The sequence below is a fragment of the Streptomyces eurocidicus genome, from assembly GCF_002891295.1.
Taxonomy (GTDB): domain Bacteria; phylum Actinomycetota; class Actinomycetes; order Streptomycetales; family Streptomycetaceae; genus Streptomyces; species Streptomyces eurocidicus.
This window is the reverse complement of record NZ_LGUI01000002.1, coordinates 493,178-508,528: the sequence shown is the minus strand read 5'-3', so window position 1 is coordinate 508,528 and position 15,351 is coordinate 493,178. Positions and strand designations below refer to the sequence as shown.

General features: G+C 72.5%; 15 protein-coding genes. 7 read left to right on the top strand and 8 right to left on the bottom strand.

Features of this window, described 5'->3' with window-relative positions; genetic code table 11:
• Positions 1-42: 42 nt before the first annotated feature.
• The 6 genes from AF335_RS07190 to wrbA all read right to left on the bottom strand — a co-directional run bounded on the left by AF335_RS07190 (position 43) and on the right by wrbA (position 5,547).
• Complete coding sequence (locus AF335_RS07190; RefSeq protein WP_146045455.1) at positions 43-1,053, bottom strand: DUF6081 family protein; 1,011 nt, start codon at positions 1,051-1,053, stop codon at positions 43-45.
• Positions 1,050-2,057, bottom strand: a complete 1,008-nt coding sequence (locus tag AF335_RS07185; RefSeq protein ID WP_342353944.1) for an alpha/beta hydrolase — start codon at positions 2,055-2,057, stop codon at positions 1,050-1,052. Before AF335_RS07185 ends, AF335_RS07190 begins: the two co-directional genes overlap by 4 nt.
• Positions 2,058-2,122: 65 nt before the next feature.
• A complete protein-coding gene (locus tag AF335_RS07180) occupies positions 2,123-3,052 on the bottom strand; it encodes an NADP-dependent oxidoreductase (RefSeq protein ID WP_102917427.1) in 930 nt (309 codons plus the stop codon).
• 139 nt (positions 3,053-3,191) lie between these two features.
• On the bottom strand, positions 3,192-3,653 hold the full coding sequence (locus AF335_RS35435; RefSeq protein WP_244926946.1) for a lipocalin-like domain-containing protein: 462 nt from the start codon (positions 3,651-3,653) through the stop codon (positions 3,192-3,194).
• The gene (locus AF335_RS35430; RefSeq protein WP_221505179.1) at positions 3,650-4,699 is read right to left on the bottom strand and encodes a DUF6081 family protein; all 1,050 of its coding nucleotides are present in this window, start codon (positions 4,697-4,699) and stop codon (positions 3,650-3,652) included. The genes AF335_RS35435 and AF335_RS35430 overlap by 4 nt, the downstream gene beginning before the upstream one ends.
• Before the next feature lie 239 nt (positions 4,700-4,938).
• The gene (gene wrbA, locus AF335_RS07165; RefSeq protein WP_102917425.1) at positions 4,939-5,547 is read right to left on the bottom strand and encodes an NAD(P)H:quinone oxidoreductase; all 609 of its coding nucleotides are present in this window, start codon (positions 5,545-5,547) and stop codon (positions 4,939-4,941) included.
• 278 nt (positions 5,548-5,825) lie between these two features.
• Between wrbA and AF335_RS07160 the strand changes: the two genes are divergently transcribed.
• On the top strand, positions 5,826-6,473 hold the full coding sequence (locus AF335_RS07160) for a TetR/AcrR family transcriptional regulator (protein ID WP_244926945.1): 648 nt from the start codon (positions 5,826-5,828) through the stop codon (positions 6,471-6,473).
• Positions 6,474-6,586: 113 nt separating this feature from the next.
• Positions 6,587-7,759, top strand: a complete 1,173-nt coding sequence (locus AF335_RS07155) for an acyl-CoA dehydrogenase family protein (RefSeq protein ID WP_102917424.1) — start codon at positions 6,587-6,589, stop codon at positions 7,757-7,759.
• Positions 7,760-7,960: 201 nt separating this feature from the next.
• Here AF335_RS07155 and AF335_RS07150 read toward each other — a convergent pair whose 3' ends face one another.
• On the bottom strand, positions 7,961-8,800 hold the full coding sequence (locus AF335_RS07150; protein ID WP_102917423.1) for an AfsR/SARP family transcriptional regulator: 840 nt from the start codon (positions 8,798-8,800) through the stop codon (positions 7,961-7,963).
• A 1,020-nt stretch (positions 8,801-9,820) separates the two neighbouring features.
• On the opposite strand from AF335_RS07150, the gene AF335_RS07145 reads away from it, so the two are divergent.
• The 5 genes from AF335_RS07145 (at position 9,821) to AF335_RS07125 (ending at position 13,257) form a co-directional block, all read left to right on the top strand.
• Complete coding sequence (locus AF335_RS07145) at positions 9,821-10,393, top strand: DUF5134 domain-containing protein (protein WP_170127614.1); 573 nt, start codon at positions 9,821-9,823, stop codon at positions 10,391-10,393.
• A gap of 177 nt (positions 10,394-10,570) precedes the next feature.
• Entirely contained in the window at positions 10,571-11,506 is a 936-nt protein-coding gene (locus tag AF335_RS07140) for a M56 family metallopeptidase (protein ID WP_102917421.1), read from the top strand.
• A gap of 53 nt (positions 11,507-11,559) precedes the next feature.
• On the top strand, positions 11,560-12,288 hold the full coding sequence (locus tag AF335_RS07135; protein ID WP_102917420.1) for a phosphatase PAP2 family protein: 729 nt from the start codon (positions 11,560-11,562) through the stop codon (positions 12,286-12,288).
• Between the two features lie 42 nt (positions 12,289-12,330).
• Complete coding sequence (locus AF335_RS07130) at positions 12,331-12,708, top strand: tetratricopeptide repeat protein (protein WP_102917419.1); 378 nt, start codon at positions 12,331-12,333, stop codon at positions 12,706-12,708.
• A gap of 132 nt (positions 12,709-12,840) precedes the next feature.
• Positions 12,841-13,257, top strand: coding sequence for a DUF3592 domain-containing protein (locus AF335_RS07125; protein ID WP_102917418.1), 417 nt, complete (start codon positions 12,841-12,843; stop codon positions 13,255-13,257).
• Positions 13,258-13,629: 372 nt separating this feature from the next.
• Here AF335_RS07125 and AF335_RS07115 read toward each other — a convergent pair whose 3' ends face one another.
• Positions 13,630-15,210, bottom strand: coding sequence for an FAD-dependent monooxygenase (locus AF335_RS07115; RefSeq protein WP_102917417.1), 1,581 nt, complete (start codon positions 15,208-15,210; stop codon positions 13,630-13,632).
• Positions 15,211-15,351: the final 141 nt, after the last annotated feature.

Here is a 15,351-nt window from a genome sequence, read left to right as displayed (position 1 = left end):
CGCGTACCGCGGGCCCCGCTCGCGTGGGCTTGCCGGAGGGCCTCAGCCGGTGACCGCCTCGGACACGGAGACCGTGCACGAGGCCACCGTCACCTCGGCGCCCTGTCCGAAGAGCCGGCTGCTCCCCGCGCTGTCGGGGTCCACGAAGGTCTGCGGGACGGGCGGCCCCTCCAGTGTGCTGTAGTACTGCTCCGGCCGGGGCGTAAGGCGGACCAGACCGGAGGAGTCCCCGCGGCCCGGCAGCGCTCCGTCCAGAACGGTGAACAGGCCCACACCGGCGGCGAATTGGCGCGGTTCCGCCGACGTGTCCTCACCCCCGTGCTCAAGTACCAGGTGCGCGCTGCCGGCCAGGCGGTGTCCGAGTCGGTCCACCCGGAAGACCTCCTCGCCCTCCAGGAGGTAACGCACCGTTCCGGCGGCGCGGTCGTAGGAGACCCGGCAGTGGTGCACGTCCTCGGGTGCGCGGTCGGCGACCGGGACGGCGTAGAGGAACGCCGCGTAGTCGCCGAGCATTTCGCGGCCGAAGGGCAGCCGTTCGTAGCAGGCGTACACCTTGGTGTTGGTGAGGAAGAACTCGACGCCGACGAAACTCTCGAAGTCCACGATGGGGGCTGCCGCCGACGCCAGTCTCAGATCGCTGTCCGGGTCGGCGACCGCCCCGCCGAAGGGGTGTGCGGCCGTGCCGTAGGTGCGCCCTGAGAACACCGTGTCGAAGTGGAGCACCTGCCCGCGGACCGCGTCGAATCCGGGTGTCCCGCCGGCAGCGCGCACATTGGCGTAGGACAGCCATTTGACGTGGTCGATCTCGCCGGGCAGCCCGGCGCCGTTGGTGTGGTCCTGTCCCAGGCTGCGCACGAAGGCGGGCTCCCCCGTGGCCGGGTTGACGCCGCCGGACACCACGCGCAGGCCCTGCCCCGAGGTCGTCACACGGCCGTCGTCGCCGACGTAGGACTGCTGCGCGTAGTGCCACCAGCGGGCGTCCGGTCCCGTCGCGGTGAACCCGCCGGCGAAGTCGGCGTCCCATATCACCTTCTCTGCTGCGCCATGACTCACGTGCGCTTCCTTCCCTCGGTGTCGGCGTGCGGTGTGCGCTGCGGTGTGCCGCCCAGGCCGCGGACGAGCGCGTCGGTCTGGTCCGCGAGCATCTTCCGGCTCACGGCCGCGTCGGCGACCGAGACCGAGGCGTGGAACGTCCCCGGCCAGTAGCCGATCTCGGTGCGCACCCCCGCCTGGATGAGCCGGTGGGCGTAGGTGATGGCCTCGTCGCGCCCCGGGTCGTACTCGCAGGCGCAGACGTACGCGGGCGGCAGTCCGGACAGGTCCGCCGCTCGCGCGGGTGCGGCGTACGGAGGCACCCCGTCGGCGCCGGGGCGATGGCGCGACCCCAGGTAGTATCCCCAACTCGCCTGTGCGCAGGCCCTGTTCCATTTGGGTGTGTCGGTGAACGCGCGGGCCGAGACCGTGTCGAGGCGGTCGTCGAGCTCCGGCCACATCAGGCACTGCAGGCGCAGGGGCGGTCCGCCGCGGTCGCGGGCCAGCAGGGCGACCGCGGCGGCCAGCCCTCCCCCGGCGCTCTCGCCGCCGATCCCGAGCCGGTTCCGGTCCACGCCGAGCCGGGCCGCGTTCTCCGCCGTCCAGCGCAGGGCGGCGTAGGCGTCCTCGAGGCCGGCGGGGAAGGGGTGCTCGGGGGCGAGGCGGTAGTCCGCCGCGACCACGACGGCGCCGGTCCGGTCCGCCAGGCGCAGACACGTGGGGTGCATGGCGTCCAGGTCGCCGCAGACGAAGCCGCCCCAGTGCAGGTACAGCAGTCCGGGGCCGGGCCGCGTGCCCCGAGCGGCGGGCCGGTAGACGCGCAGTGGCACGGGTGGGGCGCCGTCGGGGCCCGGGGCTGAGGTGTCGAACACTTCGATGGCGCCGAGGGGCCGGTAGGCCGGCCGGCGCCCGGCGATGGCCCGGACCGCGGCCCGGGCGGCGACCGGGTCCGTGTAGTCGACCGGGGCAAGGCGCGGAGCCCAGGGAGCGAGCTCGGGGTCGTAGTCGTAGGCCACGGCAGTCACCTCGGTGGGGTCGCTTCGTACGGCGTGCCGCCCGCGGCTCGCCGGGGCCGCGGGCGGCGGTGGGTTCAGAAGGTGATGACGAGCTTGCCGCGGGAGTGGGGACCGGCGAACTGCTGGGCCGCCTCGACGGCCCGGGCGAACGGGAAGGTGTCCACGTGCACGTCCAGCTGCCGCTCGGCGACGCTCCGGACGAGGCTCTCGAGCTGTCCGACGCCCTGCTCCACGCCCACGTAGGCCGCCGTGACCCCGCGCTCGAACGCCGGGGCTCCGCCCAGCGTGGAGACGAGGAGGCCACCGGGCTTGGCCGCGGCCGCGGTGGCGGCGAGCCCGGGCCCGGCGTTGATCATGTCGATCACCACGTCCACGCCGTCGGGGTGCAGGCGGCGCGCTTCCTCGGTGACGTCCTTGCTGGTGTAGTCGATCACCTCGACGACCCCCAGGCCGCGCAGGTACGCCTCGTCCTCGGGCTTGCCGGTGGCGAGCACCTGGGCCCCGGACCGGGTGGCGAGCTGCACCAGGAAGGAGCCGACACCGCCGGCCGCGCCGATCACCAGCGCGCTCTGGCCGGATTTGAGCTGGGCCGCGTCGTGCACGGCGGCGGCGGTCATGGCCACCTGGGGAAGGGCCGCGGCGGTCTCCGGCGACAGGGACTGCGGGCGGTGCACCAGGTTCGGGCCTTCGGCGGCCAGCGCGTATTCGGCGACGGTGCCGAAGAACGGGTAGGTGAAGGCCACGACCTCGTCGCCCGCCTTGAAGCGGGTCACGCCCTCGCCCACGGCCTCCACCGTCCCCGCGGCATCGAGCCCGAGGTGGAAGGGGTGCTCCACGGGCATCTGCTCGCGGAACTCGCCCGTCGTGAGGCGGATGTCGAGGGCGTTCAGGCTCGCGGCCCGCACCTTGATCAGAACCTGCCCGGCCTCGGGCACCGGCTTGGTCACATCGGTGACGGTCAGCTGGTCGACCGGGCCGTAGGAGGAAGCGATCAGAGCCTTCATGGCGGAGTTTCCTTTGCGTTGAAGAACGATGGACATTGCCCGTGGTGTGCTGTCGTGCGGGTCCGGCGTCGTCCGGTCCCGGGCGGTGCGGGGTCGGATCACCCCGTCCGCCCTTCGGTGCGAGGTGCGCGGGACGGGCTCACCCGCGCACCCGTTCCCAGCAGAGCCGCCGCCGCTGCGGCCGCCCGCCGATCACCGCTGTGCCGTGCAGGACGATCCGGTCGCCGTCCCGCTCCAGCTCGCGGACGAGTTCCCGGCCCACTTGGTGGCTGTGGGCGCTGACCGCGACGTGGTGCACCACGGTGCGCTCGTCGGCGAGGCGCCACCGCCCCGCGTATCCCATGAACGTCTCGGGTCGCCGGGCCGGGGCCGCTCCCCCGGCCCGCTCCCCCGGCCCGGCGGCCTCGGGGGCACCGGTGCGCATCATGCTCACCGCCATGTGCCCCTGCTCGTGGTAGATGAGGAGCCCCTCGGGGGCGGGGCCGAGCGGTCCCTCGCTGACGTTGCCCGCCTCGTCCACGTCGACGTACGAGACAAGGCGCCAGGTCCCGGTCAGCCCGGCCGCCGCCGGGACGGGCGGCTCGGCGTCGCGGTGGTTCACCTGTCGTGCCCCCTCCGGACGGTGTAGCGGGCCACGGTGAGGCTCGCGCCCTGACCGAAGAGCCGGCTGGACTGCGCGCTCTTGTCGTCCAGGAACGTCTGCGGCCGCGGCTGTCCCACGGCCGGGGCGAAGTAGAAGTCCTCCGCGCCGGACAGCCGCACCAGGGCGGCTCCGGCCTGTCCCGTGCGCGCGCCGTCGAGGAGGCTGAACATGCCCATGCCGCCGTTGAGCTGGCGTGGCGCGATGTCCGTCTCCTCGCCCCCGTGGTCCAGGACGAGGTGCCGCGCGGAGGAGAGGCGATGGCCGAGCCGCTCCATCCGGAAGACCTCCTCGCCGTCGGCCACCCAGCGCACCCGGCCCGCGGACCGGTCGTAGTGCAGCGCGAGGCGGTGCTGCTGATCGGGCGAGCGCCGGGCGACGGGGATCGCGTAGGAGAACGAGGCGTAGTCGCCCAGCTGCCGGCGGGCGAACGGCAACCGCTCGTAGAAGGCGTAGATCCGGGAGTTGGTCAGGAAGAAGTCGACGACCAGGAGCGTCTCCGGGTCGAAGGCGTTGACCGCGGTCGAGGCGAGGCGCAGGTCGTCCTCGGGATCGGTGACGGCCTCGCCGAAGGGATGGCCCTCCGTGCCGTACGTACGGCCGGCCACGTGGGCCTCGAAGACCAGCTCCCCTTCGGGTGGCGCGTCGAAGCCGGGGAGCCCGGTGGAGGACTCGTGCTTGATGTAGGCGAGCCATTTGACGTGGTCGAGCAGGCCGGGCAGCCCGTGGCCGTTCTCCTGCTCCTGGGCGAGGGTGCGGACGAACGCGGGCGTGCCGTTCTCGCCGACGCCGCCGGAGTCGACCCGCAGGCCGTGCGCACCGGTGGTGACCACCCCGTCGTCCCCGACGTAGGGGCCGGTCGCGGAGTAGTACCAGCGCGCACCGGGCCCGCTGGTGGCGAAGCCCTCACCGAAGTCGGTGTCCCAGAGCACCTCGTGCCGGTGCGGGTGTTCACCCGCCGGCTGCGCGGCTCGGGGTAATCGCTGTGCGTCGGGGCGGTCTGCCATGGCTGTCGCTCTCCCCCTGTGCTGCCTGGATGCCTGCTCGGTCGTGTCCTTCGCGGCCGGCCCGTCGCATGGGCGGTCCGTCCCTTGCGACACTCTCCGGGCCGACTCGAAGACGGCTCGAAGGCTCGGTGCGGTTCAAAGGCTTGGCGCGGTTCAAAGGCTTGGCGCGGTCCGAAGGCTCGGTGCGGTCGTACGCCGCTGTGGCGTCCGGGCCTGCTCCCGCGGTGCCGTGCGGCGGTTCAGGCCCCGCCGTCGCCGGCGATCCGGGCGGTGATCCGGGCCAGGCGCAGGCCCTGGAACCGGGCCGCGGCGAGCACCTCCGGTGAGGGGCCGCCGCCCTGCGAGGCGTGGGAGGTGCCGTAGGGATTGCCGCCCGCGGGATAGACGCTGGCGTCGGTGTAGCCGGGCGGGACGGTGATCGCTCCCCAGTGGTGCATGGTGTTGTACAGGGCGAGCAGCGTGGACTCGTTGCCGCCGTGGGCGTTGGCGGCGCTGGTGAAGCCGGTGGCCGTCTTGTCCGCGAGCTCACCGGAGGCCCACAGCCCGCCGGTGGTGTCCAGGAACTGCTTGAGCTGCGCGGAGACGTTCCCGAACCGCGTCGGGGTGCCGAAGGCGACGCCGTGGGCCCAGGTCAGGTCGTCGAGCGTGGCGAGCTCGACGTCGGTGGTGGCGTCGATGTGCGCCCGCCAGGCGGGGTTGGCGTCGATCGCGCTGTCCGGCGCGAGTTCGGCGACCCGGCGCAGGCGCACCTCCGCGCCGCCCTTGCCCGCTCCCTCGGCGATCGCCTGGGCTATCCGGTGCACGTTCCCGGTCGCGGAGTAGTAGATGACGGCGACGTTCAGGCTCATCACGGATTCCTGCCTCGTTGTCCTGCGCGGGCTTGGCCAGGGGCGCGTGTGGTGTGAGTCGGGCAGGTCAGGCGCCGCGCGCGTACTGCGGCGACCGGCCTTTTCCTACCGAACCCCCTTGTGATCAAGGGGAGTTGGAGCGTGCTAGCGTACGGGGTCAGACAGTAACCGGAGCGCACTCCGATTACAAGCGGGTTCAGAGCGCCCCTCCCGGTCGGTTCCGAGGAGGCCACGTGGACCGCCCCGACCGCCCTCCCGGCAGGAAGTGAGGAACCACAGTGGACAGCCGCCGCCCGGCCCCGCCGCCCTCGTCCGGCGCGCCGGAACCGCCGACACCGCTGCCGCTGGCCGGAAAGACCGCCCCCGAGCGCGCCGACGCCGCCCGCAATCGCCGCAGAATCCTCGACGCCGCGACCCGCATCGTGGCCCGGCACGGCGTGCGGGAGCTCACCGTCGACCTGGTCGCGGGCGAGGCCGGGATCGGCGTGGGCACCATCTACCGCCGCTTCGGCGACCGGGCGGGCCTGGTCTTCGCCCTCCTCGACGAGCACGAGCGCGACTTCCAGAGGGAGTTCATGGCCGGGCCGCCACCGCTGGGGCCGGGGGCCGAACCCACCGCGCGCATCCGGGCGTTCCTGCACGCCCTCGCCGACCGGGGCGCCGCGCAGTTCGAGCTGGTCCTCGCGGCCGAGGCCAGCGCTCCCGGGGCCCGCTACCGCAGCGGCCCGTACGCGGTCCATCACATGCACCTGGTCACGTTGCTCACGCAGGCGAGGCCGCCGGGGACGGATGTGCGCTTCCTCGCCGACGCGCTCCTCGCACCGCTCTCCGCCCTCTTGATGGACCATCAACGGCGGGTGCGCGGGATGGGCGCCCAGGGCGTCAAGGCCGGTCTCGATGACCTCCTGCGCTGGTCACTGGGCTGAACCCCGGCTCTTCCAGCCGGTATCAAGTCGACTTGGACGGCGACGGACGAGTGTCTGGAACGCCCCAACCGAGCCGAGCCGTGGGCTGCCACGGAGACCAGTGAGGTACCGGGATGCTGGACCAATCCCCGCCCCGCACCGCCACCACCGCACCATCCGCGACCACAGCCGGGGCGGCTCCGGCGGCCGCCGGTGTCGCCGCCCTCGCCGCCGAGCGCGCGGTCGCGGCGGAAGCCGCGCGCAGGCTCGACCCGGACGTGGCCCAGGCCCTCGTCGACGCCGGATTTCCCCGGCACTTCGTGCCCCTCGAATGCGGCGGGCACGCCGGCACGTTCCGCGAACTGACCCCGGCGGTGGCCGAGATCGGCCAGGAGTGCGCGGCCACCGCCTGGTGCGCCTCACTGATGGCCAACCTCTCGCGGATGGCCGCGTTCCTGCCCGCGGACGGCTTCCGCGAGGTGTGGGCGGACGGTCCGGACGCCGTCGTGGTCGGGTCCCTGGTGCCGGCGGGCCGGGCGCGCAAGGTGCCGGGCGGTTGGCGAGTGAGCGGCCGGTGGCCCTACATCAGCGCGGTGGACTCCTCCCACTGGGCGCTGGTGTGCGCCACCGACTCCGGCGCGGAGCGGTCCTCGGCCAAGGTGTTCGCGGTGCCCAGGGCGCAGTTCTCCGTCACCGACACCTGGTTCAACATCGGCATGCGGGCCACCGGCAGCAACACCGTCACGGTCGAGGACGTCCTCGTCCCCGACGCCCGGTGCTTCGACCGCCAGGACCTGTTCACCGGGCGCGCCGTGGACTCGGCCGCGCCCTGCCACTCGGTGCCGCTTGAGGCGGTCAACGGCCTTTCCTTCGCGACTCCGGTGCTCGGCGCCGCGCGCGGGGCGCTCGCCGCCTGGTCGGCGTATCTCGCCGAGAAGATCGGGGCGGCCGCGTCGCGCCCCGGCGCGCCGCAGATCGACCGGACGTCGGTGCACGCCACGCTGGCCCGCTGCGCGGCCGACATCGACGCCGCGGCACTCCTTCTCGAACGTGCCTCGCTGATCGGCGACAAGGGCGCGGCAGCCGCTCGCCTCGAGGTGGCGCGCAACTTGCGCGACTGCTCCTACGCCGTCGACCTCCTCGTCACTTCGGTGAACCGGCTCTTCCACGCGGCGGGCACCTCGGGACAGGCCGAGACCAGTCCGCTGCAACGGATGTGGCGGGACGTCAACTCCGCCGCCAGCCACATCGCGCTCCGGTTCCAGCCCGCGGCCGACTCCTACGCGGCCCAGTACCTGGCGGTCTGAGCACGGAATCGGGAGAGGCCCCAGGATGACCGACACGACTCCTGGCCGATGAACCGCTACGGACGCGGCGCGCTCGGTGGGTTCATCGCGCACTCCGGTGGCCCGGTTCACCCGGGCCGGGGCGGATACGCGACCCGGTGCCCGGGTCTGTCGGGCCCGGGCACCGGGGGACGGTCCGCGATCCGTCCGGCGGCCCGGGATCTAGCCGGCCTTGGCGCGAAGATGCCAGGGCTCGTCGAAGCGGTCGCGCGGAGCGACACCCCGCGCGGGCCGTTCCTCTTCGTACCGGCCGTGGTTCAGCACCTCGTACTGCAGCCGCCGGATCTCCGGCGCCGGTTCGACGCCGAGCTCCCGGTCCAGGACGGTGCGCAGCTGCTGGTACGCCTGAAGGGCGTCGGCCCGCCGCCCGGTCTTGTACAGGGCCTCGATCAGCTGGGCGTGAAAGTGCTCGTTGAGCGGGTGGAACGCGACCAGCGAGCTGAGCTCGGGCACCAGCTCCTGGTAGAAGCCGAGCCGGCGCAGCACCTCGATACGCAGGTTGATCGCCCGGATCCGCACCTCGCACAGGTGCGTCAGGTGCGCGCTGAGCACCCTGCCCAATGTCATTCCGGAGAAGGCGGGGCCACGCCACATCGCCAGGGCCTCGTCCAACCGGGCCATCGCGTCCTCGGGGCGGCCCGCGTCGAGCAGCACCTTGCCTTCCCTGACGAGGCGCTCGAAGCGCTTGGTGTCGACGCACTCCTCGTCGGCCAGGATGGCGTACCCGGGCGGCCGGGTCACGAGCACCTCATGCCCCGCCTGCCCGGACAGCTCCCGGTCGAACATCTGCCGCGCGTGGTACACGTACGTCTGCAGCGTGGTGCGGGCGCTGCGCGGTAACCGCTGCCCCCACAGCTCTTCGAGGAGCGTGTCGGAACCGACCGTCTCCCGGCACCGCACAAGAAGCAGCGCGATCACCTGTCCCGTCTTCGAGGTGTTCAGCTCCAGGGACCGCCCGTCGTCGGTCACCATCTCCAGAGCACCGAGCACGTTGAACTTCACTGATATTCCCCCGGTATTTCACGTCATCTTCCAGCCCTGGGATTCCCTGTGAAATAGGGCGACAATCAACCACTCGCCGACCGGGCTGACGAAGCCCGATAAGCGCGTCACGACGATTCCCCCGTCGGTCTCACCCGAGTGAGACCGATCCTTGATGCATCTGTCAAGCATGGCACCTCTTCGATCGGGAACAAAGCATTCCATCCCGGAATGATCAATTCGGCTGCGTCAAGTTACGGTATTGACCGAATTCCCTACTGATCGAACTCGCCGAAGTGACCGGCGAACCCTTCTCGGTAACACCTCGTGACGTTTTGCGATCTTCAGTCGGGCGCGGTGTCCGTTTTCCGGTGGGAGCGGGGCGCGGGCGGCGCGGGCGATCCGTAAGCCGGCGCAGGCGTTGACGCCGGGTCACCGAAGCATGCGAGGCATCGCAGGGCCATCACACACCGTAACCATCGGGTCGCCGAGAAGACCTCGATCCGTTCACGTGTTAACGACTTTTCGGCGACGGACGCCTCGCCCCGCGCAGAACGAAACGAGCACACATCAGAGTTCTAGAATTTCCCGCGCCTCGAAAACCCTGGCCGAGCTGCGGCGTTTACAGAAATCGCCCAAACTGCGCCGGTCGTTGACAACCGCGCACCAACCTTGCCGATACCTGCCGTCGGCTCACGGGAAGTCACGATCAGGCGGTGGATCCGGCGTGGGGCCGGACCTGCGCTCCTGCCCCTATTGGCGGCCCACCGGCGTCTCCCACCCCTGTGGCGCCCCGGAGGTCCGGGTCGACGGGAGGGCGTCCGGTCCTCGTGACGGGTTCTGGACGGGCTCCAGATGCGCGAAGGACCGGGCCGACACCCGCCCCTCTTCACCCGCGTACGGCGAATGCGCGGGCGCACGCTTCAGCGTCCCGTGCTCCCCCAATGCGCCCGTGCGCTCCCGTGCCGCGCGCGGGAACGGGAATTCTCCGGGGGTGGGTCTGCGCGTCCGGGCGGGTCCGCGCGTCCGGGGAGGTGTGCCGTGCAAGGACCGCCGCTGGTCGGCTGGTTGCTGGTGGCGCTGTGCGCCGCGACGGGTGCGTACTGCCTGGCCCGGATACGGACGGACGCGGAGCCGGAGGGCGGCCGGGCCACCGGCGGGGACGCGCTGATGGGGCTCGGCATGGCCGCGATGGCCGTTCCGACCGCCGTGCTGGACACCCGTCCATGGGGAGCGCCGCTGTTCGCCGCGGTCTTCGGCGCGGCCGGGTTCCGATCGCTCCTGGTGGCGGCGCGGGGCCGCACGGAGCCGAATCACCTGCACCACGCGGTGGGCGCGTTTGCGATGGTCTACATGGCGCTGGCGATGGCGGGCGCCCCCATGGCCGGCCACGCGGGGCACGCGGGGGCGGGCCATGAGCCGGCCGGTACGCCGCTGCTGACGGGCCTGCTGCTGGTGTATTTCGCGGTGTACGTGGTCCGCACGGTGGCGGTGCTGGTGCCGGTGGTCGCCGCGACGTCCGGTGAGGTCACCTGGCCGGGCCGGCCGAACCTGACCAACGCCTGCCGGCTGTCCATGGGCATCGGCATGCTGGCGATGCTGCTGACGATGTGACGGGGACGCCTCTGGATCCAGGGCATGAGGGTGTCCGGATCCAGAGCATGTGGGTGTCTGGTTCCGGGGCGTACGGGTGTCCGGATCCGGGCCATGGAGGCGTCGCACGGCCGTGGCGTGCGTCACTTCGCGCACGGGACGTACCCGTGGGCGGCCCGGCCCTCATAGGCTGCGGCCATGATGGTCCCGCTCGCCTTGCTGGTCCTCGCCGGACTGGTCGCGGCAATGGCGCCGCGCCTGCTGACCCGTGCCGACTGGCCCGACCGCGAACCCGTCGTGGCCCTGTGGGTGTGGCAGTGCGTGGTGGCGGCCGTGCTGCTGTGCTGCGCGCTCGCGATGTCGCTGAGCGCGGCCGCGGCCTGGGAGGCCGTGCGCGGCCATGTCTTCGCGGTCGCGCCGCACGCGGTGGTGGAGGCGTACTCCCTGACCGTCTACGCCTCGTGGGCGGCACCGCTGGCCGTCGCTCTCGCGTGCGGGGCGGTGTGGACCGCGGCGATGCTCACCCGGGAGGTCAGGGGGGCGCGGGCCCAGCGCCGACGGCGGCGCGCGGAGCTGGTCGTACGCTCCCCCCGGTTGCCCGGTGAGGGCAGGGACGCGGAGCGGCTGGTGGTGCTGGAGGGCGAGCGGCCCGACGCGTGGTCGCTGGGCGGTGCCGCTCCCCAGGTCGTGATCACCACTGGTGCGCTGCGGCGGCTCAAGGGTGAGCGGCTGGACGCCGTGCTGGCCCATGAGCAGGGACACGCGCGGGCCCGGCACGACTGGCTGCTGCACTCCTCGGGCGCGCTGGCAAACGGCTTCCCGCAGGTGCCCGTGTTCGCGGCCTTCCGCGACCAGGTGCACCACCTGGTGGAGCTGGCCGCGGACGACGCGGCCTCGCGCCGCTTCGGCAGGCTCAACACCGCGCTGGCGCTGGTCGAACTCAACGAGGACCGCGGGGTGTTCGGGCCCTGTCCGACCCGGCTCTCCGAGGTGCCCGACCGGGTGCACCGGCTGCTGGCGCCCGTGCCCCGGCTGACGGCGGCGCGGCGGCTGCGGCTCACGGCCGTGGCGGCGCTGGTGCCGGTGGTCCCCCTGCTAGTGACCTTCGTGCCGGGGCTCAGCGCGCTCGGCTGAGGGCGGCCGCCGGAGTCTGGTGTCACCGGGGCCCGATCGGCGACGATCTGACCATGCGTCCTCCGCCACACGTTTCCCTCCCGCCCCGGACCGGCCTCCGTCCGTACCGCCCCACGGCGCCGCTGCGGTTCGGCATCGTCCTGGGCGCTCTGTTCGTGGTGCTCCTGGTGCTGGTGAGCATCGGTTGGGCACCGCTGCTGACGCTGGACGGAAAGGTGGCGGACGGACTGCACCCGGTGGCCACGGGACACCGGGGATGGACCCGTGCCATGCGCGTCCTGTCGGACTGGCCGTGGGACCCCTGGGCGATGCGGGCGGCGCTCGCCGCGGCGGCGCTCTGGCTGGTGCGGCGGCGGGAATGGGTACTGGCGGTCTGGATCGCGGCCACGTCGCTGCTCGGCACCGCCCTCCAGCAAGGGCTGAAGGCGGCGGTCGGCCGCGACCGGCCGTCGTGGCCGGATCCGGTGGCCACGGCGCACTACCAGGCGTTCCCGTCGGGTCACGCCCTGAGCGCGACGGTGGCCTGCGGGCTGCTGGTGTGGCTGCTGTGGTTGCACGGCGCCGGCCCGCGGTGGGTGCGGGGCGCGGTGGCGGCCTCCGTGGTGTCGGTGGCCGGGGTGGGCTTCACCCGGGTGTACCTGGGGGTGCACTGGCTGTCGGACGTGGTGGGCGGGTGGCTGCTGGGCGGGGCGCTGGTGGCGGTGTCGGCGGGGATGTACGCGGCCACGCCGGAGGGGCGCGGCGGCGCGGGCCCCCGCTCCGATCGGAACCAAGGGAAATAGTTCAAGCTTCATTCATGTTGGGGTGGGTGAAAGGAGCCGTTCATGACCGACTTCACCCCGTTCTCGCCCACCGCCGAGCCGCCGGCCACGCCGCACCCGCTGGCGGACGAGTACGCGCGCGCCCACCTCTTCTTCGAGGCCAGGGACTACACCGAGGCCGCCCGCATCCTGGCCCCGATCGTGGACGCGGAGCCGGCCCACGTCGCGGCCCGGCTGCTGCTCGCGCGCTCCTACTACCACTCCGCCCAGCTCCGGCGGGCCGAGGCGGAGGCCCGCCGCGTGATCACCCACGCCCCGGCGGAGACCTACGCCTACCTGCTGCTGGGCCGCAGCCTGGAACGCCAGAACCGCTCGGAGGACGCGGCTCCGTATCTGCGGCTGGCGGCGGCGATGGACAGCTCGTACGCACGCGGGGCATAGGACACGCGGAGCACCGGCGGCTTGCCGACGGAGGGCGGCCCTGCCCGGCCGTAAGACGCCCGGGACCGGGCCGCCCTCCTCACCCTGGAGGCGCCGCGTTCCCGGGCGGAGGCCACTGCGTACTCTGCCGGGATGACCATGCTCTGGACGGGCCTGCTGATCCTGGCGGCCTTCGGCACCTTCTGCGGATTCCTCACCTGGCGCCTCGTCAGCCGCCTGCGTTCGGTGGTGAGCGGGACAGCCGTCGAGGGCCGCTGCGTACGCCGGTACTCGACCGAAAGCAGCGACGGCGGCAGCAACTGGCACCACGTCTACGGCTTCACCACGCTCGAAGGCCAGTACATCGAGTTCGAGGAAGACACCTTGCTCATGGCCCAGGGCCAGGCGGTGACCGTCCGGTACCGACCCGGCAACCCGGCCCGTTCCGCCACGGTCATGGGTCGCGGCGGAGCCTGGTCACCCCTGTTCGGCCAGCTCTTCGGCATCGCTGTCACGGGGAGCTTCACGCTGCTGGGCGTCCTGTTCGTGTGGCTGAGCTCAGACGGGTGAAGCGACAAGTCCCGCCTCGCCCAAGGGCAGCCGCCGACGCCCGCTCCAGGGGCGTACGACGTGCGCCGACGGCCGGCCGGAGCACGCGTACACCAGGTCGTCGCGCCGCGCCCCCTTGAAGAACTCCGTTCCGTTGGAGCGGGCCTCCTGGCCCCAGCGAGTCCGCCGGGACGGCGAGTAACTCGGCACAGCTGCCCGGGTGACAGAACCAGGACACCCGGCCCTCGACCGCCGGACCTTCGCCCCCCTCACCCAGAGCGGTGACGTATCCCATTCCTTCAGCTCCCAGGACCACAGGAGCGGCCCGGCCCAGTCCACCCCGCGCCCGGGCGCCGAGGCAGCACACCGGCACTCCTCCGCCATGCCGGGCTGTCAAGAAGGCGTCGAGCGGGTGAGGGAGGCGAGGGCGTCCGGGAGGGCGGCATCGCTCGGTGGGCGGTCGGGCCAGCGGGCGCCGATGTGGCCGTCGGGCCGGATGAGCAGCGCTCCGCGCGGGCCGAGGCCGCAGCGGACGGCGTGTTCGCCGGGGAGGGTATCGATGCGTAGCGGCCACGGTGCGGTGGCACATCGCGCCCAGCCGGTGCGGTCCGGGGTGAGGAGGGTGAACCATTCACCGAAGGCGTCGAGGGTGGAGCGGTCGCGCGTGAGCCAGAGGTGTGGCATGCGGTGGCCCGGCTCCGCGGTGGGGACGTAGTCGGTGCCCGTGTCCTCGTCCGTGCCCGATGGTTCGAGTGAGGTGCTGTCATCGGTGAGGACGGCACCGGAGCGGTAGGCAGCGCCGAGTACGAGACCGAGCTGGGCGAAGTACTGTTCCGACCAGGGTGGTTCGACCTGGGAAGGCACCGCCTCACCGGATCGCAGTTGCTCGCGGCGCCGGTTTTGCACCTGGAGCGCGAGCTGGGCGTTGGCCACCGCTTGGCGGAGAGTCCGGAGGGCGACGGGGTGCCGTTCCGCCTCGTAGGTGTCCAGCAGGCCGGGCGCGGCCCACCCGTGGAGAACGCCCGCCAGTTTCCAGCACAGGTTGTGCGCATCGGCGATGCCGGTGTTCATGCCCAGACCTCCGACGATGGGGACCGCGTGCGCGGCATCGCCGGCCAGCAGGATCCGGCCCTGACGGAAGCGTTCGGCGACGGACGCGTTCATCACCCAGTGCTGGACCCGCACCACGTCGGCCCGTACGTCGACGCCGGGGCCGAGGGCACGTGAGACGAGGCCGGGCCAGTCGGCGCGCGCGGCGTTTTCGGGTGTGGGACCGAACCAGGCCCAGCCTCCTTCGGGGTAGAGCGGGGTGAACGATCCGTGCGCGGTGAAGTAGACCCCGGCCGGCCGGTCGGCGCACCAGCGGCTGAGATCGGCGTCGAACACGACGGTGGTGAAGTTTCCCATCGCTCCCGGGCCGGAGGTATCGATTCCCAGCCGTTGCCGGACGGTTGAGTTCGCGCCGTCGGCGGCGAGTACGTAACGGGCACGTACGCGGGTCTCGTCACCGCGCCGGTGGTCGACGAGCGAGGCCACGACGCCGTCGGACTCCTCGGCCAGGTCGACGAGCTCGGCCCCGAACCGCACCTGCGTGTCCGCCGCGGCGAGCAGGATGGGTTCCAGCCGGTCCTGTGAGGTGACCACGCCGGTCACAGGGCTCTCGGGTACGGGCGCGTGGACCCCGGCCATCGCCGCTGCGGCGAAGTCGCGGTCGCACAGCGCGTCGCGGAAGCGGATGCGGCCGTACTCCGGCGCGAACGCGCCTGCCGTGATCCCGGCGGCGAGCCCGAGCCCGCGGAAGATCTCCATCGAGCGCACGTTGACCAGCCGGGCCCGGGGAAACGGTGACAGCTCGTGGTGCTTCTCCACCAGCAGGGACCGCACACCCCAGCGTTCCAGCAACGCTCGGGCGGTGAGCCCGACCGGCCCACCGCCGACGATGAGCACCGCCACCTCGGCGTCTGCGACGGGCATGTCGAGCTCCTCCTGCTCACCCCGGCCATGCCGGGCACGCGGACCCGAACCGCCATGAGACCAGTCTTCCGTACCCATCGCCCGCAAGGCTCTCCTCATCCCCCGACACGCCCCTGGACAAACTCTCGGTTCGCTCCAGTG

What these genes read in the sequence shown, in the direction of transcription:
- AF335_RS07180 (WP_102917427.1), bottom strand. Translation starts at nt 3,052, where the DNA reads ATGAAGGCTCTGATCGCTTCCTCCTACGGCCCGGTCGACCAGCTGACC.
- AF335_RS35430 (WP_221505179.1), bottom strand. Translation starts at nt 4,699, where the DNA reads ATGGCAGACCGCCCCGACGCACAGCGATTACCCCGAGCCGCGCAGCCG.
- wrbA (WP_102917425.1), bottom strand. Translation starts at nt 5,547, where the DNA reads ATGAGCCTGAACGTCGCCGTCATCTACTACTCCGCGACCGGGAACGTG.
- AF335_RS07155 (WP_102917424.1), top strand. Translation starts at nt 6,587, where the DNA reads ATGCTGGACCAATCCCCGCCCCGCACCGCCACCACCGCACCATCCGCG.
- AF335_RS07140 (WP_102917421.1), top strand. Translation starts at nt 10,571, where the DNA reads ATGATGGTCCCGCTCGCCTTGCTGGTCCTCGCCGGACTGGTCGCGGCA.
- AF335_RS07135 (WP_102917420.1), top strand. Translation starts at nt 11,560, where the DNA reads ATGCGTCCTCCGCCACACGTTTCCCTCCCGCCCCGGACCGGCCTCCGT.
- AF335_RS07130 (WP_102917419.1), top strand. Translation starts at nt 12,331, where the DNA reads ATGACCGACTTCACCCCGTTCTCGCCCACCGCCGAGCCGCCGGCCACG.
- AF335_RS07125 (WP_102917418.1), top strand. Translation starts at nt 12,841, where the DNA reads ATGACCATGCTCTGGACGGGCCTGCTGATCCTGGCGGCCTTCGGCACC.
- AF335_RS07115 (WP_102917417.1), bottom strand. Translation starts at nt 15,210, where the DNA reads ATGCCCGTCGCAGACGCCGAGGTGGCGGTGCTCATCGTCGGCGGTGGG.